18 protein-coding genes are annotated in these 22815 nt (G+C 61.9%); 10 read left to right on the forward strand and 8 right to left on the reverse strand.

Annotated elements, in window-relative coordinates:
• Positions 1-128: 128 nt before the first annotated feature.
• Entirely contained in the window at positions 129-2378 is a 2250-nt protein-coding gene (locus KW829_RS06215) for a TonB-dependent siderophore receptor (protein ID WP_010428395.1), read from the reverse strand.
• Between the two features lie 146 nt (positions 2379-2524).
• Between KW829_RS06215 and fes the strand changes: the two genes are divergently transcribed.
• The 3 genes from fes to entF are packed head-to-tail and all read left to right on the forward strand — an operon-like array spanning position 2525 to position 7801.
• A complete protein-coding gene (gene fes, locus KW829_RS06220; protein ID WP_218307844.1) occupies positions 2525-3724 on the forward strand; it encodes an enterochelin esterase in 1200 nt (399 codons plus the stop codon).
• Between the two features lie 10 nt (positions 3725-3734).
• Positions 3735-3947 carry an MbtH family NRPS accessory protein gene (locus KW829_RS06225; RefSeq protein ID WP_218307845.1) on the forward strand — a complete coding sequence of 71 codons (213 nt, stop codon included), beginning with the start codon at positions 3735-3737 and terminating at the stop codon, positions 3945-3947.
• Positions 3944-7801 carry an enterobactin non-ribosomal peptide synthetase EntF gene (gene entF, locus KW829_RS06230; RefSeq protein WP_218307846.1) on the forward strand — a complete coding sequence of 1286 codons (3858 nt, stop codon included), beginning with the start codon at positions 3944-3946 and terminating at the stop codon, positions 7799-7801. Before KW829_RS06225 ends, entF begins: the two co-directional genes overlap by 4 nt.
• A gap of 94 nt (positions 7802-7895) precedes the next feature.
• Here entF and fepC read toward each other — a convergent pair whose 3' ends face one another.
• Genes fepC through fepD form a run of 3 tightly spaced genes read right to left on the reverse strand, consistent with a single transcriptional unit; the run spans position 7896 to position 10686 of the window.
• Positions 7896-8696: an iron-enterobactin ABC transporter ATP-binding protein gene (gene fepC / locus KW829_RS06235; RefSeq protein WP_218307847.1), complete on the reverse strand. Its 801-nt coding sequence runs from the start codon at positions 8694-8696 to the stop codon at positions 7896-7898.
• Positions 8693-9682 carry an iron-enterobactin ABC transporter permease gene (fepG, locus tag KW829_RS06240; protein ID WP_072250594.1) on the reverse strand — a complete coding sequence of 330 codons (990 nt, stop codon included), beginning with the start codon at positions 9680-9682 and terminating at the stop codon, positions 8693-8695. The genes fepC and fepG overlap by 4 nt, the downstream gene beginning before the upstream one ends.
• Positions 9682-10686 carry a Fe(3+)-siderophore ABC transporter permease gene (fepD, locus tag KW829_RS06245; protein ID WP_218307848.1) on the reverse strand — a complete coding sequence of 335 codons (1005 nt, stop codon included), beginning with the start codon at positions 10684-10686 and terminating at the stop codon, positions 9682-9684. The genes fepG and fepD overlap by 1 nt, the downstream gene beginning before the upstream one ends.
• Before the next feature lie 108 nt (positions 10687-10794).
• Between fepD and entS the strand changes: the two genes are divergently transcribed.
• The gene (entS, locus tag KW829_RS06250) at positions 10795-12042 is read left to right on the forward strand and encodes an enterobactin transporter EntS (protein WP_109081141.1); all 1248 of its coding nucleotides are present in this window, start codon (positions 10795-10797) and stop codon (positions 12040-12042) included.
• Positions 12043-12088: 46 nt separating this feature from the next.
• On the opposite strand, the gene fepB is transcribed toward entS, so the two are convergent.
• Positions 12089-13048, reverse strand: coding sequence for a Fe2+-enterobactin ABC transporter substrate-binding protein (gene fepB / locus KW829_RS06255; protein ID WP_218307849.1), 960 nt, complete (start codon positions 13046-13048; stop codon positions 12089-12091).
• 188 nt (positions 13049-13236) lie between these two features.
• On the opposite strand from fepB, the gene entC reads away from it, so the two are divergent.
• Genes entC through entH form a run of 5 tightly spaced genes read left to right on the forward strand, consistent with a single transcriptional unit; the run spans position 13237 to position 18062 of the window.
• Positions 13237-14412: an isochorismate synthase EntC gene (gene entC, locus KW829_RS06260; RefSeq protein ID WP_218307850.1), complete on the forward strand. Its 1176-nt coding sequence runs from the start codon at positions 13237-13239 to the stop codon at positions 14410-14412.
• 9 nt (positions 14413-14421) lie between these two features.
• Positions 14422-16032, forward strand: coding sequence for a (2,3-dihydroxybenzoyl)adenylate synthase EntE (gene entE / locus KW829_RS06265; RefSeq protein WP_218307851.1), 1611 nt, complete (start codon positions 14422-14424; stop codon positions 16030-16032).
• 10 nt (positions 16033-16042) lie between these two features.
• A complete protein-coding gene (locus KW829_RS06270; protein ID WP_218307852.1) occupies positions 16043-16897 on the forward strand; it encodes an isochorismatase in 855 nt (284 codons plus the stop codon).
• Complete coding sequence (entA, locus tag KW829_RS06275; protein ID WP_218307853.1) at positions 16897-17649, forward strand: 2,3-dihydro-2,3-dihydroxybenzoate dehydrogenase EntA; 753 nt, start codon at positions 16897-16899, stop codon at positions 17647-17649. The genes KW829_RS06270 and entA overlap by 1 nt, the downstream gene beginning before the upstream one ends.
• Positions 17649-18062, forward strand: a complete 414-nt coding sequence (gene entH, locus KW829_RS06280) for a proofreading thioesterase EntH (RefSeq protein ID WP_089598859.1) — start codon at positions 17649-17651, stop codon at positions 18060-18062. Before entA ends, entH begins: the two co-directional genes overlap by 1 nt.
• Before the next feature lie 67 nt (positions 18063-18129).
• Here the strand turns inward: entH and KW829_RS06285 are convergent, their stop codons facing one another.
• From KW829_RS06285 to KW829_RS06295, 3 genes are read right to left on the reverse strand one after another with little or no spacing between them, the layout of a single operon-like run.
• Positions 18130-19242: a M20 family metallopeptidase gene (locus KW829_RS06285; RefSeq protein WP_218307854.1), complete on the reverse strand. Its 1113-nt coding sequence runs from the start codon at positions 19240-19242 to the stop codon at positions 18130-18132.
• A 13-nt stretch (positions 19243-19255) separates the two neighbouring features.
• A complete protein-coding gene (locus tag KW829_RS06290; RefSeq protein ID WP_010428441.1) occupies positions 19256-19720 on the reverse strand; it encodes a YjiG family protein in 465 nt (154 codons plus the stop codon).
• Positions 19717-20412 carry a nucleoside recognition domain-containing protein gene (locus tag KW829_RS06295; protein WP_010428444.1) on the reverse strand — a complete coding sequence of 232 codons (696 nt, stop codon included), beginning with the start codon at positions 20410-20412 and terminating at the stop codon, positions 19717-19719. The genes KW829_RS06290 and KW829_RS06295 overlap by 4 nt, the downstream gene beginning before the upstream one ends.
• Before the next feature lie 268 nt (positions 20413-20680).
• Here KW829_RS06295 and cstA point away from each other — a divergent pair, with 268 nt between their 5' ends.
• Entirely contained in the window at positions 20681-22786 is a 2106-nt protein-coding gene (cstA, locus tag KW829_RS06300; protein ID WP_218307855.1) for a pyruvate/proton symporter CstA, read from the forward strand.
• The last annotated feature ends 29 nt before the right edge of the window (positions 22787-22815 follow it).

Genomic DNA, 22815 nt, shown 5'->3' on the forward strand with positions numbered 1-22815 from the left:
GGGAGCAAACACTAAAAACGGCAACGGGGTTGCCGTTTTGCTTTTACCTTGCCCTCACCCCGGCCCTCTCCCACAGGGAGAGGGAGCAAACACTAAAAACGGCAACAGGGTTGCCGTTTTGCTTTCACCTAGAAATGCGTATTCACGCTCATATACCAGGTCCGGCCCGGCTCATTATACGTATACGCACCCGCACCGTACATATACGCACCGGTCGTGGTGTTCCCGGTGGTCTGGGCATTACCCGCACGCCACTGGCGCTTGTCGAAGACGTTGTCTACGCCGCCGGTCAGGCTGACGTTTTTGGTCACATCCCAGGTCGCGCTCAGGCCCACGATGCTGTACGGGCTGACTTCGTCTTTCTCAGACCCGGTCACCGGCTGACCTTTGTAGTTGTACTTCTTCGGCTGCTGCTTGCCGTACCAGGTGAAGGTCGACTGGAGCGACACATCCTGATGCACCTGCCAGCTCAGGGTTGAGTTCAGCGTGTACTCAGGAATGATCGACAGACGGTCGCCGGTCTCCTTGTTTTTGCTCTGCAGCATGTAGGTGATGTTGTTGGTCCAGTTAATGGTGTCGCTGACCGGCACGTTCAGGGAGCCTTCCAGACCTTCGACCACCGCCTTCGGCACGTTTTCCCACTGGTAAATATCGGTCGTGACTTTGCTGGTGGACGTCTGGCCAATCGGCGCGTAGCCTGCTTCAATCTTGTCGCGATAGTCGTTACGGAACCAGGTGACACCCGCCTGCCAGCCGTCACGTTTCCACTCCAGACCGATCTCTTTGTTGATGCTGGTTTCAGCTTTCAGGTCGTCGTTACCCATCATGTAGCAGCCCACGCCGTCGGAGCTTGCGTAGCAGCCCTGACCTTTGCTGTAGAGCAGGTAGTTCGGGTTAGTCTGGTACAGGCTCGGTGCTTTGTAGGCGCGCGCGATCCCCATCTTCAGCGTGAATTCATCGCCAAGGCCCTGCGAGAGGTTGAGCGACGGGCTCCAGTTGTTGCCGACGATGGTGTGGTGATCGAAGCGCAGGGCAGGGGTCAGCATGGTGCTGTCGGTCAACTCCATGTTGTTTTCGGCGAACAGGGAGAAAATCTCCGCCGAGGAGTACGGGCTGCGGTCGTCGCTCATGCCCGGAATGGTGCCGCCCTGCTGGGCCTGGGTGTTAGAGGTGGAATCCTTCATGCGCTGCTGGTTCCACTCGGTGCCCAGCGTCAGGTTCTGGTTGACGATGAAATCAATCGGCAGGTTGATTTCGCTGTGCAGCATCACGTCGGCCAGGTCGGTGTCGGTGAATTTATTGCTGTTGAACAATCCTTCCAGACCGCCCGCCAGCCCTTCGCCCAGACGGGAGTTGCGGGTGTGTTCGTACTGCGCCCAGTTGCTGGTGGTAATGCCGTTATCCCAGCCGCCGTTCCAGGTCACCGCAAAGTTCTGGCGGTAGATACGGTTAGTCTCTTTACCGTAGTTTTTCTTCACCAGCCCGCTGGAGCTGTTGTCGTTGTTGGTGTTCTGCGTGTCACCTGCGTACAGGTTGTTCTGGCGGCTGTAGCCGGCTTCAAACTCCAGAGACTGCATTGGCGCGAAGTCCCAGCGCACCACGCCGTTGATGTCTTTGTTTTCCACACCTTCACGGCCTGCGGGCAGCGTGTCGGCGTAAGCACCGGTACGGTCAGACTGGTGGCCCTGGTTGATGTCCCACGCGTCGGCCTGGGTTTTGTCCAGGTTGCCGAACATGCGGAAGCTGAAATCGCCGCCCAGCGGACCGCTGAGGCTGAAGTTGGTGCGCTTGGTGGAACCTTCGTCCTTGTGTTCTGGCGCATTGAGGTAGGTGTTCCAGGAGCCGTGCCACTGGTTGTCGAATTTTTTGGTGATGATGTTCACCACGCCGCCAGCCGCGCCGTTACCGTAGCGCGCGGCGGCCGGGCCGCGGATCACTTCGATGCGTTCGATCATCTCTGGTGGCACCCAGCCGGTATCGCCGCGGGTATCACGCTCGCCGCGCCAGCCCAGGCGGATGGAGTTACGGCTGGTGACTGGCTTACCGTCGATCAGGATCAGGGTGTTTTCCGGGCCCATGCCGCGAATGTCAATCTGACGGTTGTTCCCGCGCTGGCCGCTGGTGGAGTTCCCGGTCAGGTTGACGCCCGGCATGGTGCGGATGATTTCTGCCACGTCCCGCGCGGGCGGGTTTTTGCGGATTTCATCGGCGGTGATGGTCGACACGCCCGGCGCCTGCAGGTTCTGCTCGGCGGCGGTGATCACCATTGTGTCTTCGTGCTGCGCGGTGGCGGTGTTGTCGTCTGCCATGGCGGGCAGCGCGACACCATAAATCCCTAAATTGACCAGCAAGGCCAGAGAGTGAATCTTCTTATTCATTGTACGTCCCGCTTTTATGGTTATTTAATGAGCGCGCTTCCCACAGCGCGGGCATTACGCTATTGCAAATGCAAATAGTTATCAATAATATTATCAATAAAATTTGTCCTGAAACAAAAAAGACTGTTAAACATGAGGTTATAAGGGTGACGGCGTTAACAACGGGAAGTGAAGCCTGGTGGCAGTCCAAAAACGGGCCAGAATGGGAACGTCTGAAGGCGAATTATCGCGTCACCTTCTGGTGGCGTGACCCGGCAGGAACGCAGAAAACGTCAACGGTTAAACGCGTCTGGCTCTACATCACCGGCGTGACCGATCATCATCAAAATGCCCGCCCGCAATCTCTTGAGCGCATCCCGGATACCGACGTCTGGCAGTGGCAGGGCGAGTTCAGCCCCGAATGGCGCGGCAGCTACTGTTTTATCCCCTCCGATAACGAAAACGATTTTGCCAGCGCAGTGTTTGAAGGCGAGCAGCCGGACCGCATGGCGCTGCGCGAAGGCTGGCGCAAGCTGTTGCCGCACGCAGTCTCCGACCCGCTGAATCCGCAGAGCTGGCGCGGCGGGCGCGGTCACGCCGTCTCGGCGCTGGAGATGCCGGATGCCCCCGTTCAGCCCGGCTGGGATCGTCCCGATACGCCGTATCAGCCACCTGTCTGCATTGAGTGGAACAGTGCACGTCTGAACAACCGTCGCCGCGTGTGGATTTTTACCACCGGAGATGACAGCTCCGGGCGCCCGCTGGCGGTGCTGCTCGACGGGCAGTTCTGGGCCGAAAGCATGCCCGTCTGGCCTGCGCTGGCGTCGCTGACCCGCGAGGGAAAACTGCCGCCTGCGGTCTACGTCTTAATTAATGCGATCGACACAGAACATCGCAGCCGGGAACTGCCCTGTAATCCCGATTTCTGGCTGGCGGTGCAGGAAGAACTCCTTCCCCTTGTGAAAACAACCGCCTCGTTCAGCGACCGTGCCGATCGGACCATCGTGGCGGGCCAGAGCTTTGGTGGCCTCTCTTCGCTTTATGCTGGCCTCAACTGGCCGCAGCGTTTTGGCTGCATCCTCAGCCAGTCCGGCTCCTACTGGTGGCCGCACCGCGGGGCGCAGCAGGACGGGCTGCTCATCGAACAACTTAAAGCGGGTGAAAAAACCGCACGCGGGCTGCGCATTGTCCTCGAGGCCGGGCGCAACGAGCCGCTTATCTTCCGCGCGAATCAGGCGATTTTTGCCGAACTACACACGCAGCAGCCGATTTTCTGGCGTCAGGTTGACGGCGGGCACGATGCGCTTTGCTGGCGCGGTGGGCTGACGCAGGGGCTGATGACCCTCTGGCAGCCGCTTATTCACTAACGGAGTCTGTATGGAATTCAGCAATCCTTTCGATAATTCGCAGGGACAGTTCGCCATTCTGCAAAACGACCAGGGGCAGTACAGCCTGTGGCCGCAGCAGTGCGACCTGCCCGCAGGCTGGCGCGTTGTCTGCGAGCCGCAGTCCCAGGAGGCGTGCCAGCAGTGGCTTGCCGGGCATTGGCAAACGCTTGTCCCGTCCCATTTTGCGGAGGGGAGCGCATGAACCGTCTTCCTCTCGTTGCCGCCCAGCCGGGTATCTGGATGGCGGAGCAGCTTTCCTCCCTGCCAAACGCCTGGAGCGTGGCGCACTACACCGAACTGAAAGGCGACATTGACGCGCCATTGCTGGCAAAAGCGATTGCTGAAGGCATGATGCAGGCCGATACCCTGCGGATGCGTTTTGCCGAGGATAACGGCGAGGTGTGGCAGTGGGTGGATGACACCTTCGTTCTGCCGGAGCCGTCCATCGTTCGCGCTACCTCTCACGACGACGCCGTGGCGCTGATGGAGGCCGATCTTAACCAGAACCTGCGCGTCGACAGCGGGCAGCCGCTGGCGTTTCACCAGCTGATTCAGGTGGGGGAAAACCACTGGTACTGGTATCAGCGCTATCACCATCTGGTGGTGGATGGCTTCAGCTTCCCGGCCATTACCCGCCAGATCGCCGCGATTTATACCGCCTGGAAAAAGGGTGAACCGACGCCTGCATCCCCGTTTACGCCGTTTGCCGAAGTGGTGGATGAGTATCAGCGCTATCGCGACAGCGAGGCATACGCGCGCGACGGTGCCTTCTGGGCAGAGCAGCGCAAGCAGCTTCCTTCTCCGGTCTCGCTCTCTTCCGCGCCGCTGCCGGGACGCGCCGCCACTACTGACATTCTGCGCCTGAAAATTGCAATGGACGGCCGGGCCTTTAGCCAGCTTGCACAGGCGGCAGGGCAGGCGCAGCGCACCGATCTGGCGCTTGCGCTGGTGGCGCTGTGGCTGGGCCGCCTCACCGGACGGCTGGACTACGCCGCCGGGTTTATCTTTATGCGCCGCATGGGTTCCGCGGCGCTCACCGCGACCGGGCCGGTGCTGAACGTGCTGCCGCTGGCGGTCAATATCGACGCGCAGGAGAGCCTGCCCGCGCTGGCGCTGCGACTGGCTAACCAGCTGAAAAAAATGCGCCGCCATCAGCGCTACGACGCCGAGCAGATCGTGCGCGACAGCGGGCGTGCCGCGGGCGACGAAGCGCTGTTTGGCCCGGTGCTGAACGTTAAGGTTTTCGATTATCAGCTGGATATCGACGGCGTGGAGGCCATCACCCACACGCTGGCAACCGGCCCGGTGAACGATCTCGAGCTGGCGCTGTTCCCGGACGAGCAGGGCGATCTCCGCATTGAGATCCTCGCCAATAAACAGCGTTACGATGAGGCGACGCTTACCCGTCACGTGGCGCGCCTGAACGCGATGCTACTGCAGTTTTCGGCTAATCCGGACCTGCGCTGCGGCGAAGTGGAAACCGTTTCAGAGCAGGAATACGCGAAGCTCGCCCGCATCAACGATACCGGGCTGGCGCTGCCGTCTACCACGCTGGCGGATCTGGTGGCGGAGCAGGCGAGCAAAACGCCGGACGCCCCTGCGCTGGCGGATGCGCACATCGAGCTGAACTATCGCCAGATGCGCGAGCAGGTCGTCGCGCTGGCAAACCTGTTGCGCGAGCGCGGCGTGAAGCCGGGCGACAGCGTGGCGGTGGCACTCCCGCGCTCGGTGTTCCTGACGCTGGCGCTGCACGGCATCGTCGAGGCCGGTGCCGCATGGCTGCCGCTGGATACCGGCTACCCGGACGACCGCCTGCGGATGATGCTGGAGGACGCGAAGCCGTCCCTGCTCATTACCACCGACGAGCAGCTCCCGCGCTTTAGCGATCTATCGATTACGACGTTTAGTTACAACACACTGTTACCGGCTGAGAATGCTGAACCGCTGCGGCTGGCGACGCCGGAGCAGACGGCGTACATCATCTTTACCTCCGGTTCGACGGGACGCCCGAAAGGGGTCATGGTCGGCCATACCGCCATCGTTAACCGCCTGAAGTGGATGCAGGACCATTACCCTCTGACGGCGTTTGATGTGGTGGCGCAGAAAACGCCGTGCAGCTTTGACGTGTCGGTGTGGGAGTTCTGGTGGCCGTTTATCGCCGGGGCGAAGCTGGTGATGGCCGAGCCGGACGCGCACCGCGATCCGCAGGCGATGCAGAGTTTCTTCGCCCGGTACGGCGTGACCACCACCCACTTCGTGCCGTCGATGCTGGCGGCCTTTGTCGCCTCGCTGACCCCCGAAAACGCTGCGTGTTGCAAGACCCTTAAGCAGGTGTTCTGTAGCGGCGAAGCGCTGCCGACCGGGCTGTGCCGGGAGTGGGAACAGCTCACCCGTGCGCCGCTGCACAACCTCTATGGTCCAACGGAAGCGGCGGTGGATGTGAGCTGGTATCCGGCGTTTGGCCCCGAGCTGGCGGCGGTGGAAGGCAACAGCGTGCCAATTGGCTTCCCGGTGTGGAACACGGGGCTACGCATCCTTGACGCGATGATGCGCCCGGTGCCGTTCGGCGTGGCGGGCGACCTTTATCTCACCGGCATTCAGCTGGCGCAGGGGTATCTGGGCCGTCCGGACCTCACCGCCAGCCGCTTTATCGCCGACCCGTTTGCCCCCGGCGAGCGGATGTACCGCACCGGCGACGTTGCCCGCTGGCTGGACAACGGCGCGGTGGAATATCTCGGCCGCAGCGACGATCAGCTGAAAATTCGCGGCCAGCGCATCGAGCTGGGCGAGATCGACCGGGCGATGCTGTCGCTGCCGGACGTCGCCCAGGCCGTCGCCCACGCCTGCGTGTTCAACCAGGCGGTGGCAACCGGCGGCGATGCCCGTCAGCTGGTAGGGTATGTCGTCTCTGAATCCGGCTTACCGCTGGATCGCGACGCGCTGCTGGCGTCGCTCAAAGCCCAGCTGCCGCCGCACATGGTGCCGGTGGTGCTGCTGCAAATCAGCGCGCTGCCGCTCAGCGCGAACGGCAAGCTTGACCGCAAGGCGCTGCCGCTGCCGGAGCTGACGAGTAAATCCTCCGGCCGTGCGCCGGAGACGGAAACCGAAGTCGCCGTCGCGCAGGCGTTTTCCGCGCTGCTGGGCTGTGAGGTGAACGACATTGAAGCCGACTTCTTTGCCCTCGGTGGCCACTCGCTGCTGGCGATGCGCCTGGCGGCACAGCTTAGCCGCGCGTTCGAACGCAGGGTGACGCCGGGGCAGATTATGGTCGCCTCCACGGTCAGCAAGCTCAGCGCGCTGCTGGACTCGCAGATGAGCGACGAGCAGGCGCAGCGTCTGGGGTATGAAACCCTTCTGCCGCTGCGCGAAGGTAATGGCCCAACGCTGTTTTGCTTCCATCCGGCGTCCGGCTTTGCCTGGCAGTTTAGCGTGCTGGCGCGCTACCTCAGCCCGCGCTGGTCCATCATGGGCATTCAGTCACCGCGCCCGGAAGGGCCGATGCAGCAGTGTGCGGATCTGGATGGAGTGATTGAGCATCATCTGAATACGTTGCGTAAGCAGCAGCCCCAGGGGCCGTATTACCTGTTCGGCTATTCCCTCGGTGGCACGCTGGCGCAGGGCATTGCGGCGCGTCTGCGCGCGCAGGGTGAAGAGGTCGCGTTCCTCGGCCTGCTGGATACCTGGCCGCCGGAAACCCAGAACTGGGCGGAGAAAGAGGCCAACGGCCTCGACCCGGAGGTGCTGGCGGAAATCGAGCGCGAGCGCCAGGCGTTTATCGCCGCCCAGCAGGGGCAAGGCTCCAGCGAACTGTTTAGCGCCATTGAGGGCAACTACGCCGACGCGGTACGGCTGCTCACCACGGCGCACAGCGCGCGGTTTGAGGGGAAAGCGACGCTGTTTGTCGCCGAGCGCACGCGAACGATGGATCCGCAGCAGGCCTGGTCGCCGTGGGTGGCGGAACTTGAGGTGTATAGCCAGGATTGCGCCCACGTGGATATCATTTCACCGCAGGCGTTTGAGCAGATAGGGCCGGTGTTGAAGGAAATAATGGGGTAGTGAAAATGCCCCTCACCCTCACCCTAACCCTCTCCCACGGGGAGAGGGGATGGTTTGCTCCCTCTCCCCGTGGGAGAGGGCCGGGGTGAGGGCATCAGACCTCACTCTTGCCTAAAGGCACCACCAGCGGCGTACCCGCCACCGGATCGTCAATTATCATGCAGCGCATGCCGTAGATCCGCTCGATCAGTTCCGGCGTCACAATCTCTTTCGGCGCGCCCTGCGCTACAATCTCGCCGTCGCGTAGCGCAATCAAATGCGTGGCGTAGCGGCACGCCTGGTTTAAATCGTGCAGCACCGCTGCCAGGGTATAGCCCTGCGTGCGGTTCAGCTCGCTCAGAAGCTCCAGCAGATCAATCTGATGGCTGATGTCGAGCCAGGTCGTCGGCTCGTCCAGCAGCATGATGGAGGTCTCCTGCGCCAGCACCATCGCGATCCACGCCCGCTGACGCTGCCCGCCGGAGAGGGTGTCCACGCTTTGCAGGGCGAGATCGGTAATCCCCGTCGCCCGCATCGCGCGGCTGACCGCCTCGTCATCCTCTTTACGCCAGCGGGTGAACAGCGGCTGGTGCGGATAGCGCCCGCGCGAGACCAGCTCCTGTACCGTGATGTCTCCCGGTGTGGTGGCGTTTTGCGCCAGCAGCCCGATGCGCCGCGCCACCTCTTTGCTGGCGAAGCGCTGGATCTGCTCTCCGTCGAGGAACACGCTGCCTTCAGCCGGCGTCATCAGGCGGCTCAGCGTGCGCAGCAGGGTCGATTTGCCGCAGCCGTTCGGCCCGATGATTGCCGTAAAATGGCCGTCCGGAATGGCGACGGATAAGTCACAGGCAATGATTTTTTTGCCGTAGCCGAGGGTAAGATTTTCGCCGCGCAAGCGGGGGGTTGTGTCTGTCATTTCTTGCGTGACTCCTGAACGAGCAAGACGATGAGGTAAATCCCGCCGAGGCTGACGGTCACCACGCCCACCGGCAGTTGATAAGGCATAAACAGCCGCTGGGCGCAGAGATCGGCGGCCAGCAGCAACAATGCGCCGCAGAACGCCGCCTGGGTTAATCCCCAGCGCGCCGTCCCGCTAAGGCGGCGGGCGATGTGCGGTGCCACGAGGGCGATAAACGAGATCGGCCCGGCGATAGCGGTAGAGGCGGCAGTCAGCAGTACGGCGACCAGCATTAGCATCAGGCGCGAGCGCTCAACGCCCACCCCCAGCGCGCAGGCGCTGTCATCGCCCATCTCCAGCAGGCGCATGCGTCGCACCAGCAGCAGCGCGCCGATAAACATCAGCAAAATCAGCGGCGCGGCGGGCCAGGTTTTACCCCACGTCAGGCCGTTGAGGGAACCGGCATACCACAGCCCGGCGGAGAGCGCGGTTTCCAGCGAGGCCTGCAGTAAAAGCCAGGTGTTAAAGGCCATCAGCATGGCGCGTATGCCGATCCCGATGATGATCAGACGGAAGGTGTCGATACCGTTGCGCCAGGCCAGCGCCCAGATCAGTAATGACGTCAGAATGCCGCCCGCCATCGCCGTAAAGGTAATCGCCGTCAGGTGCTGACCAAACAGCACCATCGCCACCAGCACGCCGCTCCAGGCCCCGGTGTTGAGGCCCATCACGTCCGGGCTGCCGAGCGGGTTGCGCATCAGCGACTGAAATATCGCACCGCTCACGCCGAGCGCCGCGCCCACCAGAATCGCCATCGCCACGCGCGGCAGTCGCCACTCCGTCACTACCATAGTGATGTTACGCGGCGCGCTGCCGAGTAGGGCGTTAAAGACCTGCGCAAAATCGAGCGTGACCGTGCCGCTACGCAGGCTCCAGACCGCCAGCAGCAGAATGGCGATAAGCAGCAGCGAGACGCTGGTAAGTAAACGACGGGACGGGGCCATCATGCGCCACCTCCGCGTTTACGGCGTACCAGGAAGATCAGCACTGGCGCGCCGATAAAGGCGCTGACCACCGAGACGCGCAGTTCACCGGGCACCAGCAGGCGGCCCAGCACGTCGGCAAACAGCAGCAGGGCAGGGGTGGCCAGCAGCGTCACCGGCAGCGACCAGCGGTGATCCGCCCCCACCAGCCAGCGCGCCATGTGCGGCATCATCAGGCCAATAAAGGCGATCGGGCCGACCACCGCGGTCGCGCTGCCGCACAGCACGGTGATGGCGAGCAGACCAATCAGCTGCGTGCGCGCCACGCGGTTGCCGAGGGCGGTCGCGGTGTCGCTGCCGAGGCTCAGGCTGTTGAGCGCGCGGCTTAAAAACAGCGCCACGGCGGCAGCGATAATGACCGGGATCGCCACCACTTTTAACGTTTCAAGGGTGCGGATATCCAGCGAACCGGCCTGCCAGAAGCGCAGCTGGTCGTAAACGTCCGGGTTGAGCAGGGCGATGCCGTTGGATAAGCCTTCCAGCACCGCCGCGAGCGCCACGCCCGCCAGCGTCAGGCGGACCGGACTCAACTGGCCGCCGCCCTGGCTGCCGGTAAAGGCGACGACCAGCGAGGCGGCCAGCGCGCCGCAAAAGGCCATGACCAGCTGCTCGGACGGAGAGGTCAACCCGAACAGCGCCGCGCCGAGCACGATGGCAAAGCTGGCGCCGGAGTTAACGCCGAGAATGCCGGGGTCCGCCAGCGGGTTACGGGTAAGGGTTTGCATCAGGGCACCGGCAAGGCCGAGCGCGCCACCCGCCAGCAGTCCGGCAAGCGTGCGGGGGAGTCGGGCGTCGAGCACGATAATACAGTCAGCGCTCTGGCAGGTGCCGGAGAGTGCATCAACGATAACGGACGCGGGCAGCGGCTTCGCGCCGACCAGCAGGCTGAGTGCAACCGCAAGGCTCAGGAGCAGCAGTAAAACGGGCACGGCAACGGCGCGCACCGCAGAAGAGGAAAACAACATAGCAACATCCATGATTTGATAATGATAGTGATTATCGTTATCTATCTTATTTGGCTATGTTAGCATGTGCGCCCATGGAAAGGGTAGAAATAGACTCAAGGCTTTGTCATGAATCAAAAATCCTGGCTGCTCAACCTCAGCCTGCTGAAAACGCACCCGGCGTATCGCGCCGTATTTATCGCTCGCTTTATCTCCATTTTGTCCCTCGGGTTGCTCGGCGTGGCCGTGCCGGTACAGATCCAGACCCTGACGCACTCCAGCTGGCTGGTGGGGTTATCCGTCACCTTAACCGGCGGGGCGATGTTCATCGGCCTGATGGTCGGCGGCGTACTGGCGGACCGCTACGAGCGTAAGAAGCTGATCCTGCTGGCGCGCGGCACCTGCGGCGTGGGCTTTATCGGGCTGTGTCTGAACGCCATGCTGCCGGAGCCGTCGCTGATCGCCATTTACGCGCTGGGGCTGTGGGACGGTTTCTTCGCCTCGCTGGGCGTGACGGCGCTGCTGGCGGCAACGCCTGCGCTGGTCGGGCGCGAGAATCTGATGCAGGCGGGGGCGATCACCATGCTCACCGTGCGCCTCGGCTCGGTGATTTCGCCGATGGTGGGCGGCCTGCTGCTGGCGACCGGCAACGTGGCGTGGAACTACGGGCTGGCGGCGGCGGGGACCTTTATCACCACCCTGACCCTGCTGCGCCTGCCGCTGCTGCCGCCTCCGCCGCAGCCGCGCGAGCATCCGCTGAAATCACTGATGGCCGCTATTCGTTTCCTGTTCAGCAACCCGCTGATTGGCGGGATTGCGCTGCTCGGCGGCCTGCTGACGATGGCGAGCGCCGTGCGCGTGCTCTACCCGGCGCTGGCGGGAGAGTGGCAGATGAGCGCCTCGGAGATTGGCGTGCTTTACGCCGCCATTCCGCTCGGCGCGGCATGCGGAGCGCTGACCAGCGGCAACCTGGCGCAAAGCGCGCGTCCGGGGTTGATTATGCTGCTTGCCACGCTGGCGTCGTTTATCGCCATTGGCTTCTTTAGCCTGATGCCGGTGTGGGCGCTGGGCGTGCTGTGTCTGGTGATCTTCGGCTGGCTGAGCGCCATCAGCTCGCTTTTGCAGTACACCCTGATCCAGACCCAGACGCCGGAAGGGATGCTCGGGCGCATTAACGGCCTGTGGACGGCGCAGAACGTGACGGGGGATGCGATTGGCGCGGCGATCCTCGGCGGGCTGGGGGCGATGATGACCCCGGTGGCCTCGGCGAGCAGCTGCGGGTTTGCGTTAGCGATGGTTGGCGTGATGTTGTTAGTGGCGCTGGTGGAATTACGGCGGTTCAGGCAGGAGAGTGTGTTGAACGACGGTGCGGCCTGATGCCCTCACCCCGACCCTCTCCCACAGGGAGAGGGAGGGAAAATGCCTACTTAAACAACGTATTCAGTCTGTCTAACACCAACATCGCGCTGTAATAATCCAGGCGGAACGTCTCGGTTCCCAATGCCCAAACCCGTTTGTTTTTCACCGACGGCAGATGCGCCAGCAGCGGGTTGGCGTAAATCGCGTCGACGTCTTTCTCATCGCCCGCAAACACAAACAGCCCTTCACCGCTCAGCCCCGTCGCCAGGTTTTCACCACCCAACTGAATAATGTCGTGGCGTTTGCCCTGGCTTTTGGAGGTCTGCAGCCCGGCGGGCAGCTTCGCCAGCGTAAAGCCCAGCTGGTGCAGCAGCTTGCCCTGCGCGGATTCAGCGGTCCACAGGTTGGCGCTGTGCGCGGCGGCGGTGTAGACGATGGCGTTCACAGGCTGCGGCGGCAGCTTCATCTGCTCTTTTACCTGCGCGAGCTGTTTATCAAAGGCGGCAATGCGCCCGGCGGCCTGTTTTTCCTGACCGGTGATGGTGCCCAACTGGGTCAGCAGTTCCTGCCAGCTCTTGTCGTCGTAGTTGATGATAAGCGTCGGCGCGATGGCGGAGAGCTGGTCGTACAGCGCCAGCGCGGAATCCCCGCCGGTGGCGCTGATCAAAATCAGATCCGGCATCTCGGCGGCAACCGCTTCGGCACTCGGCTCGCCGATGTACAGCCGCGCAACCTTGCGCTGTTTCGCAATATCCCCCCACTGGCGCAGGAAACCCTGCCCATCCGCCACGCGGTTGTTCGGCGTGGTGGCGCCGCTGGCGACGACCGGGGCGTCAATCGCCAGCAGGGAGCCGGTTAAGGTCACGCTGGTGGAAACAATGCGCGTCGGTTTGCTCTCAAGGGTATGCACGCCGCGGCTGTCGGTCACCTGGCGCGGCCAGTCGGCGGCGGTCGCTGAGGTTAGTCCTAAAACAAAAAGACCTGTCAGAAGAAAGGCATTACGGCAAAGGGCAGGGAATTTCACTGAGCGGCATCCTGTTATCGTTGAAGTTAATGCTTCTCATTTTCATGATTGCCGGGAAGGGATGCAAGCGTTTGTCGCACAAGTTGTTTGACCGACGGTTGACAGCGGGGCGCTGTGGGATTAGGTTAGCCGACGAAAATATAAATGATAATCATTATTGCTTCTTTTATCATTTTGAGGAGGATGATATGGATACGTCCCTGGCTGAGGAAGTTCAGCACACCGCAACCACGCTGCAATCAGACAGCTTTTTCTTTATGTCGCCTTACCGCAGTTTTACGACGTCCGGCTGCGTTGCCCGCTTTTCTGAGTCCGCCGTTGGCGGCGACGATCCGGCAGGCCGCTTCCAGCAGAAATTAGCCCAGGCTTTTCAGAACGCGAAGGCCAGCGGCATCGCCCATCCGGTCATGGTAGGGGCAATCCCATTCGATACCCGCAAGCCGTCGTCGCTGTTTATTCCCGAACGCTGGCAGACGTTTTCTCGCCCGGCGCGTCAGCAGTCTTCACGCTATTTCTCCGGTGCGCAGTCACTGAATATTGAAAAACGTACCGAGATCCCCCCGCAGCCTGTGTTTGAAGAGATGGTCGCCCGCGCCGCGGCGCTGACCGCCACGCCGCAGGTGAACAAGGTCGTGCTGTCGCGCCTGATTGATATTGCGACCGATAACAACATTGATAGCGGTGCGTTGATGGAGCGTCTTATCGCTCAGAACCCGGCGAGCTTTAATTTCCACGTGCCGCTGGAAGACGGCGGCGTGCTGCTGGGGGCAAGCCCCGAACTGCTGCTGCGCAAAGAGGGCGCGCACTTTAGCTCGCTGCCGCTGGCAGGCTCGGCGCGTCGTCAGCCAGACGACGTATTAGATCGCGAAGCGGGCAATAAGCTGCTGGCCTCCGAAAAAGACCGTCACGAGCACGACCTGGTGACCCAGGCGATGAAGGCCATTCTGGCACCGCGCAGCCACCATCTCAGTATGCCGGACTCTCCTCAGTTGATTACCACGCCGACGCTGTGGCATCTGGCAACGCCGGTAGAAGGTGAGGCGCGTGAAAATGAAAACGCCCTGACGCTGGCTTGCCTGCTGCACCCGACGCCGGCACTGAGCGGTTTCCCGCATCAGGCGGCAAAACAGCTGATTGCCGAGCTTGAGCCGTTCGACCGCGAGCTGTTCGGCGGCATCGTCGGCTGGTGCGACAGCGAAGGCAACGGCGAGTGGGTGGTGACCATCCGCTGCGCGCGTCTGCATAAAAATAGCGTTCGCCTGTTTGCCGGTGCGGGCATTGTTCCCGCCTCCTCGCCGGTGGGCGAGTGGCGCGAAACCGGTGTGAAGCTCTCCACCATGCTCAACGTTTTTGGTTTGCACTAAGGAATACTCATGACCATCCCTTTTACCCGCTGGCCTGAGGAATTTGCCCGCCGCTACCGCGAAAAAGGCTACTGGCAGGATCTGCCGTTGACCCACATCCTGACGGATCGCGCGGACAGCGATGCCGTGGCGATAATCGACGGCGAGCGGCACATCACCTACTGCGCGTTTAATCAGGCGGTCAACAACCTGGCGTCCGCCCTTGAAGCGCAGGGGCTACACCGCGGCGAGACCGCGCTGGTGCAGCTCGGCAACGTGGCCGAGTTTTACATCACCTTCTTCGCGCTGCTGCAAATCGGCGTCGCGCCGGTGAACGCGCTCTTTAGCCATCAGCGCAGCGAGCTGAACGCCTACGCGGAGCAGATCAAACCCGCCGTGCTGATTGCCGATCGCGACCACACGCTGTTTGTGGGCGATGACTTTCTGAATACCTTTGTGGATGCGCACCGCTCGGTACGCGCCGTGCTGCTGCGCAGCGATAAGGGCGAACACGCGCTGGAAGCGGCGATTGCGTGCCCGGCGGATAATTTTATCCCGAACCCGACGCCCGCCGACGAGGTGGCGTTTTTCCAGCTCTCCGGCGGCAGCACCGGCACGCCGAAGCTGATCCCGCGCACGCATAACGATTACGACTACAGCATTCGCCGCAGCAACGAGATTTGCGGCATCACCGCCGAAACGCGTTACCTGAACGCGCTGCCCGCGGCGCATAACTACGCCATGAGCTCGCCGGGATCGCTAGGCGTTTTCACCGCGGGCGGCTGCGTGGTGCTGGCGAACGATCCGAGTGCGACGCTCTGCTTCCCGCTGATTGAACGGCATCAGATCAACGTCACCTCGCTGGTGCCCCCGGCGGTGAGCCTGTGGCTGCAGGCGATTGCCGACGGCGCGGGGAACGCGCAACTGAGATCTCTGAAGCTGCTTCAGGTGGGCGGCGCGCGCCTCTCCGCCACGCTCGCGGCGCGCATTCCGGCGGAAATCGGCTGCCAGCTTCAACAGGTGTTCGGCATGGCGGAAGGGCTGGTGAACTACACCGCGCTCGACGACGCGCCGGAGCGCATCATCAACACCCAGGGCCGCCCGATGTCCCCGGATGACGAGGTGTGGGTGGCGGACGAGCACGGCAACCCGCTGCCGCGCGGCGAGGTCGGGCGTCTGATGACGCGCGGTCCGTACACCTTCCGCGGATATTTCAACAGCCCGGAACACAACGCCAGCGCCTTCGACGCCGACGGCTTTTACTGCTCCGGCGATCTGATCGCCATCGACGAGCAGGGTTACATCACCGTGCAGGGGCGCGAGAAGGATCAGATCAACCGCGGCGGGGAGAAGATCGCCGCCGAAGAGATCGAGAACCTGCTGCTGCGCCACGAGGCGGTGATCCACGCCGCGCTGGTGAGCATGGAGGACAGCCTGCTGGGCGAGAAGAGCTGCGCGTATCTGGTGGTGAAACAGCCCCTGCGCGCGGTCGAGGTGCGTCGCTTCCTGCGCGAGCAGGGCGTTGCCGAGTTCAAGCTGCCGGACCGCGTGGAGAGCGTGGATGCGCTCCCGCTGACGCCGGTAGGCAAAGTCGATAAGAAACAGTTGCGCCTGTGGCTTGCTGAACGCGCCCGGGGCTGAGGAACAGAGAATGGCTATCCCAAAATTAACCGCTTACGCGCTGCCAACCGCCGCAGAGCTGCCGACTAACAAGGTGAACTGGAGCTTTGAGCCGGAGCGCGCGGCGCTGCTCATCCACGATATGCAGGAGTATTTCCTGAACTTCTGGGGTGAAAATAGCGCGATGATGCAGCAGGTGGTGGCGAATATCGCCAGACTGCGCGCCTTCTGCAAAGCGCACAATATTCCGGTGTACTACACCGCTCAGCCGAAAGAGCAGAGCGACGAAGACCGCGCCCTGCTCAACGACATGTGGGGGCCGGGCCTGACCCGCTCCCCGGAGCAGCAGCGTATCGTCGCTGAACTCACGCCGGACGAAGCCGACACGGTACTGGTCAAGTGGCGCTACAGCGCGTTTCACCGCTCGCCGCTGGAGCAGATGTTGAAAGAGACGGGCCGCAACCAGCTGCTGATTACCGGCGTGTACGCCCATATCGGCTGCATGACCACCGCCACCGATGCCTTCATGCGCGACATCAAGCCGTTCTTTATTGCCGACGCGCTGGCGGATTTCACCCGCGACGAGCACCTGATGTCGCTGAATTACGTAGCAGGGCGCTCGGGCCGCGTGGTGATGACCGACGAGCTGCTGCCGTCCGTCCCGGCGACCAAAGCCGCGCTGCGCGAGCTGATCCTGCCGCTGCTGGACGAGTCCGACGAGCCGATGGATGATGAAAACCTGATCGACTATGGCCTGGACTCGGTACGCATGATGGCGCTGGCCGCGCGCTGGCGCAAAGTGCACGGCGATATCGACTTCGTGATGCTGGCAAAAAATCCAACAATCGACGCCTGGTGGGCGCTGCTCTCCCGCGAGGTGAAGTAATGGGATTTGATTTCACCGGTAAAACCGTCTGGGTGACGGGCGCGGGGAAGGGGATTGGCTACGCGACGGCGCTGGCGTTTGCCGAAGCCGGCGCGCAGGTGACCGGGTTCGATCTGGCGTTTCTGCAGGATGATTACCCGTTCGCCACCGAAACGCTGGACGTGGCGGATTTTGCTCAGGTCAGCGATGTGTGTGGCCGTTTGCTTAATACCCTTGAGCGTCTGGACGTGCTGGTCAACGCGGCGGGTATTCTGCGCATGGGGGCGACGGACCAGCTCTTGCTGGAGGATTGGCAGCAGACCTTCGCGGTCAACGTCGGCGGCGCGTTCAACCTGTTCCAGCAGACGATGGCCCAGTTCCGCCGTCAGCAGGGTGGGGCGATAGTCACCGTGGCGTCCGACGCGGCGCACACGCCGCGCATCGGCATGAGCGCCTACGGTGCGTCGAAAGCGGCGCTGAAAAGCCTGGCCCTGACCGTCGGGCTGGAGCTGGCGAGCAGCGGCGTGCGCTGTAACCTGGTGTCGCCAGGCTCAACGGACACCGACATGCAGCGCACCCTGTGGACCAGCGACGACGCGGAACAGCAGCGTATTCGCGGCTTTGGCGAGCAGTTCAAGCTCGGCATTCCGCTGGGCAAAATCGCCCGCCCGCAGGAGATTGCCAGCACGGTGCTGTTCCTGGCATCCGATGTCGCCAGCCATATTACCCTGCAGGATATCGTGGTGGACGGCGGCTCCACGCTGGGGGCGTGATGATCTGGAAACGTCATTTATCGCTTGAGGAGCTGAATGCCACCAGCCAGAACACCCTGGTGGCGCATCTGGGCATCGTCTATACGCGTATCGGTGACGATACGCTGGAAGCGGAGATGCCGGTGGATGCGCGCACCCATCAGCCGTTTGGCCTGCTGCACGGCGGCGCGTCGGCGGCGCTGGCGGAAACGCTGGGATCGATGGCCGGTTTTCTGATGACCCGCGACGGACAGAACGTGGTAGGTACGGAGCTGAACGCCACGCACCACCGGGCGGTGTCGCAGGGGAGAGTCCGCGGGGTGTGCCAGCCGCTGCATCTGGGGCGCTCCAGCCAGAGCTGGGAGATCGTGGTATTCGACGAGCAGGGGCGGCGGTGCTGTACCTGCCGGTTGAGTACGATGGTGCTGGGTTGATTTTGTGCGGTCTGTTGCCCTCACCCTAACCCTCTCCCACAGGGAGAGGGGACGGTTTAGTGCAAAATTAGAGCATAGAGACTACACGTCTGAGTAATCGAATTCTCGGCTCAATCGACGCTTTATCCAGCCACTCCGCCGGGCTGTGGAACCCGGCGCCAATCGGCCCCAGGCCGTCGAGCGTCGGGATGCCCAGCGCGGCGGTGTGGTTGGCGTCGCTGCCGCCGCCGACCGCCTGCCAGGTAATGTCGATACCCTCCGCTTTTCCTGCAGCTTCAACCTGCTGCATCAGGCCCTGAGTCGCTTTACTGGTTGCCATCGCCGGTTTGTGATTCACCCGCGCAAGCGTAGTGGTCACGCCGTCTAAAAAGCCTTTTTCACATAACGCCTCCAGCGCCTGATTCACCCGGTCGTACTCGTCGTTTTCCCAGAAGCGCACGTCAAGTTCGGCTACGGCGTTATCCGCCACCACGTTGGCCGCGCTGCCGCCGTGAATCACCCCGGTGTTGAGCGTGGTGCCGCGATCCCAGTCGGTTAGCGCATTAATGGCGATGACGCTGTTTGCCAGCGCGGTAATTGCCGAGCGACCTTTCTCCGGATCGTTGCCCGCGTGTGCCGCCACGCCGCTGAAGGTGAGGTGATAGCCCGCCATCCCTTTACGCGCTTTCACCAGCGAGCCGTCGGCGCGGGCGGCTTCGCAGACCAGCACGCAGCGGGAACGCTTAGCCAGTTCGCCAATCCATTCGTGGGAATGGACAGAGCCGGTCTCTTCGTCCGGGTTCATCGCGACGGCAATCGCGAGACGATCGTTGTCTGCGGCGTCGAGCCCGCGCATTGCCCACAAAATATTCAGAAGTCCGCTCTTCATATCCGAGACGCCGGGGCCGTACAGGCGGGTATCGTCCTCGCTCATCGGGCGCTCGGCGACGGTGCCGGGGGCAAATACGGTATCCAGGTGCCCGACCAGCAGCACGTCAAAGCGTTCGGCCTGCGGTTTGTTGCTGACGAACACGCCGGGGCCCACCTTATCGCCCAGATTAACCTGCTCGGTGTGCCAGCCTTCGCGCTGCCAGAGCTGCTGTATGATGCCTGCCACGGCGGCAACGCCCGCAATGGTCTGGGTGCCGCAGTCCACGTTCACCAGGGTTTTCAGCTCTTCAATGTAATGGTCAAGATTCATGTTCACGTCCTGTTCAGAGAATAATGCGCATCAGCAGCATGGCTAAAAACGCGTTGACTACCGAGATGGCGATCATCAGCGGGATACGTTTAGCGCGGGTGCCGATCACGCCCAGAATGCGGCCCAGATACTGCACCTGCGAGCCCATCAGGTAGATGGCGGGTGCCAGGATCGCCAGATGCTCGCCAGTGATAATGCCTTTATCAAACAGGCCAATGGCGACGCCTATCCCGCCGCCCATCGACATCCAGCCGCCAATCAGTACCGCGGCGGCCTCACCTGGCAGGCCGAACAGGCCCATTAACGGGGCGAAGATCATGCCCAGCCCTTTCAGGGCACCGGTAATTTCCAGCGCTTTGATGATGATAAACGCCATCACCACGTTGGGCAGGGTGCTGCTGGTGGCAATGCTCCAGCCTTTGCGCGCACCTTCGACGAAGACATCGGTAATGACGGGGTTAGACTGTGGGGCACTCATGCGGCGTCTCCTTTGCGGGTGAAGGACAGGATCAATCTCAGCAGATTTGCGCCCACGATTTTCATGATGAACATGACGGCGATACAGGCTCCGATGGACGTGGGAACTGCCGCCGTGCCGTCAACGGCGACCAGCGTGAAGAGGATCGCCCCGGAAGAGAAAAAGTTGGTGATCATCGCCCCGGCGGAGAACTGGAACATGGCGAAAACGTCTTTCTCTTTTTCGCTGATTTGCCCTTCGTCTGAAAGATTGCGGGTAAGTGACGCGCCCACGTCGGTGCTTTGCAGGCTGCCAATCAGCGCCAGCCCGGTGGTGCCGGGAATGCCCAGCAGCGGGCGCAGCAGAGGGGTCAAGAGTTTGCGGGCGGCACGCAGCGCGCCATAGTGTTCCAGCACGTTGATCATCCCCAGCGCGAACATCACCGCGGGAATTAAACCGAGCGCGAAGAGAAACCCGTCCATCGCGCCGCTGCCGCCGGTGCCGCGAAAGGCGCTGCTGGCTGTGGTTAACGTACCGTCATCCAGACTGGCTTTACTGACCACTTTGCCAAATGCGCCGTTGAGGGTGGTGAAATCAAAGACGCCGTACCACTCTTTTCCGCCTAACAGGCCGGAGAAGAAAACGGCTGCAAACGCCAGGGCGAAGTACGCGCCCGGCCCGACCTTATGATCCTGAGGTACAGAACTGTTCATATCCTTTTCCTTGTATGTACGCGATTGCGCAGGATCATTCTGGCGAGGTTATGAGCAAAAAAAATGATACAAATCATTCCGTAAGGCGGCGCATGGATGAAAAAGGCAAAAGTGTGACCGAGGACGTCACGAAAGTGATCGGCTTAACAATGTGGTGTAAATGTCTGGTTTGACCACGCATTATTGCGTTTCAAAGTTGTTAAATTTTTCCGGTTGTTCTAGAAACAAAATGTAACATCTCACTGTTTCACAACAACGGATAACCACTATGAACAACTCAGGGAAATACCTTACATGGGCAGGGCTCTCCGTTGTGGGAGCCTTTGCCCTGGGCTATATCGCCCTCAACCGGGGGGAACAGATCAATGCGCTCTGGATCGTCGTCGCCTCCGTCTGCATTTATCTGATCGCGTACCGTTTTTATGGCCGCTATATCGCGAAGAACGTATTAGGGGTTGATGCAACGCGCATGACGCCTGCCGTCCGCCATAACGACGGGCTGGACTACGTTCCGACCGACAAAAAAGTGCTGTTCGGCCACCACTTTGCGGCGATTGCCGGGGCAGGCCCGCTGGTGGGGCCGGTGCTGGCGGCGCAGATGGGCTACCTGCCGGGGATGATCTGGATCCTCGCCGGCGTGGTGCTGGCGGGCGCGGTGCAGGACTTCATGGTGCTGTTCGTCTCCACCCGTCGCGATGGTCGCTCGCTGGGCGAGCTGGTGAAAGAGGAGATGGGGGCAACCGCCGGGGTGATTGCGCTGGTGGCGACCTTTATGATCATGGTGATCATCCTCGCGGTGCTGGCGATGATCGTGGTGAAAGCGCTGACCCACAGCCCGTGGGGAACCTATACCGTTGCCTTCACCATTCCGCTGGCGCTGTTTATGGGGATCTACATTCGCTATCTGCGCCCGGGGCGCATTGGTGAAGTGTCGGTGATTGGTCTGGTGTTCCTGGTGTTCGCCATTATCTCCGGCGGCTGGGTGGCGGAAAGCCCAACCTGGGCACCGTTCTTCGACTTTACCGGCGTGCAGCTGACCTGGATGCTGGTGGGCTACGGCTTTGTGGCGGCGGTGCTGCCGGTGTGGCTTCTGCTGGCTCCGCGTGATTACCTTTCCACCTTCCTGAAAATCGGCACCATCGTCGGGCTGGCCATCGGCATTTTGATTATGCGTCCGACCCTGACCATGCCTGCGCTGACCAAATTTATTGACGGCACCGGCCCGGTCTGGACCGGTAACCTGTTCCCGTTCCTGTTTATCACCATCGCCTGCGGTGCGGTGTCTGGCTTCCACGCGCTGATTGCCTCCGGCACTACGCCGAAGATGCTGGCGAATGAAAATCAGGCCTGCCTGATTGGCTACGGCGGCATGTTGATGGAGTCCTTTGTCGCCATTATGGCGCTGGTCTCGGCCTGCATTATCGATCCGGGCGTGTACTTCGCCATGAACAGCCCGATGGCGGTGCTGGCACCTGCCGGAACCGTTGACGTGGTGGCGTCTGCTGCACAGGTGGTGAGCGGCTGGGGCTTTGCCATTACCCCTGAAACGCTAACGCACATTGCTAATGAGGTGGGCGAGCAGTCGATCATCTCCCGTGCGGGTGGTGCGCCGACGCTGGCGGTGGGGATGGCCTACATCCTGCACGGCGCGCTGGGCGGGCTGATGGACGTCTCCTTCTGGTATCACTTCGCCATCCTGTTCGAGGCGCTGTTTATCCTGACGGCGGTGGACGCAGGAACCCGCGCGGCGCGCTTTATGCTCCAGGACCTGCTGGGCGTGATCTCCCCGAACCTGAAGCGTACCGATTCGCTCCCGGCGAACCTGCTGGCGACGGCGCTGTGCGTGCTGGCGTGGGGCTACTTCCTGCACCAGGGTGTGGTCGACCCGCTGGGTGGGATTAACACCCTGTGGCCGCTGTTTGGTATCGCCAACCAGATGCTGGCGGGCATGGCGCTGATGCTCTGCGCGGTGGTGCTGTTCAAGATGAAGCGCCAGCGTTACGCGTGGGTGGCGTTAGTGCCAACCGCATGGCTGCTGATTTGTACCCTGACGGCAGGCTGGCAGAAAGCCTTCAGCCCGGACAACAAGGTGGGCTTCCTGGCAATCGCCAACAAGTTCCAGGCGATGATCGACAGCGGTAAGATCCCGGTGCAGTACACCGAGTCGCAGCTGTCGCAACTGGTGTTTAACAACCGTCTGGACGCCGGGCTGACTATCTTCTTTATGGTGGTGGTCGTGGTGCTGGCGTTGTATTCTCTCAAAACCGCGCTGGCGGCGTTGAAAGTCGACAAGCCAACGGCAAAAGAGACGCCTTACGAGCCGATGCCTGAAAACCTGGAAGAGATTGTCACCCAGGCCAAAGGGGCGCATTAATTTAATCAGACATACCCCTCACCCCGGCC

It is taken from the genome of Enterobacter sp. ENT02 (genome assembly GCF_019219165.1).
Taxonomy (GTDB): Bacteria; Pseudomonadota; Gammaproteobacteria; order Enterobacterales; family Enterobacteriaceae; genus Enterobacter; species Enterobacter mori.

What these genes read in the sequence shown, in the direction of transcription:
- KW829_RS06215 (WP_010428395.1), bottom strand. Translation starts at nt 2,378, where the DNA reads ATGAATAAGAAGATTCACTCTCTGGCCTTGCTGGTCAATTTAGGGATT.
- KW829_RS06225 (WP_218307845.1), top strand. Translation starts at nt 3,735, where the DNA reads ATGGAATTCAGCAATCCTTTCGATAATTCGCAGGGACAGTTCGCCATT.
- entF (WP_218307846.1), top strand. Translation starts at nt 3,944, where the DNA reads ATGAACCGTCTTCCTCTCGTTGCCGCCCAGCCGGGTATCTGGATGGCG.
- fepC (WP_218307847.1), bottom strand. Translation starts at nt 8,696, where the DNA reads ATGACAGACACAACCCCCCGCTTGCGCGGCGAAAATCTTACCCTCGGC.
- fepG (WP_072250594.1), bottom strand. Translation starts at nt 9,682, where the DNA reads ATGGCCCCGTCCCGTCGTTTACTTACCAGCGTCTCGCTGCTGCTTATC.
- fepD (WP_218307848.1), bottom strand. Translation starts at nt 10,686, where the DNA reads ATGTTGTTTTCCTCTTCTGCGGTGCGCGCCGTTGCCGTGCCCGTTTTA.
- entS (WP_109081141.1), top strand. Translation starts at nt 10,795, where the DNA reads ATGAATCAAAAATCCTGGCTGCTCAACCTCAGCCTGCTGAAAACGCAC.
- entC (WP_218307850.1), top strand. Translation starts at nt 13,237, where the DNA reads ATGGATACGTCCCTGGCTGAGGAAGTTCAGCACACCGCAACCACGCTG.
- entE (WP_218307851.1), top strand. Translation starts at nt 14,422, where the DNA reads ATGACCATCCCTTTTACCCGCTGGCCTGAGGAATTTGCCCGCCGCTAC.
- KW829_RS06270 (WP_218307852.1), top strand. Translation starts at nt 16,043, where the DNA reads ATGGCTATCCCAAAATTAACCGCTTACGCGCTGCCAACCGCCGCAGAG.
- entA (WP_218307853.1), top strand. Translation starts at nt 16,897, where the DNA reads ATGGGATTTGATTTCACCGGTAAAACCGTCTGGGTGACGGGCGCGGGG.
- entH (WP_089598859.1), top strand. Translation starts at nt 17,649, where the DNA reads ATGATCTGGAAACGTCATTTATCGCTTGAGGAGCTGAATGCCACCAGC.
- KW829_RS06285 (WP_218307854.1), bottom strand. Translation starts at nt 19,242, where the DNA reads ATGAATCTTGACCATTACATTGAAGAGCTGAAAACCCTGGTGAACGTG.
- KW829_RS06290 (WP_010428441.1), bottom strand. Translation starts at nt 19,720, where the DNA reads ATGAGTGCCCCACAGTCTAACCCCGTCATTACCGATGTCTTCGTCGAA.
- KW829_RS06295 (WP_010428444.1), bottom strand. Translation starts at nt 20,412, where the DNA reads ATGAACAGTTCTGTACCTCAGGATCATAAGGTCGGGCCGGGCGCGTAC.
- cstA (WP_218307855.1), top strand. Translation starts at nt 20,681, where the DNA reads ATGAACAACTCAGGGAAATACCTTACATGGGCAGGGCTCTCCGTTGTG.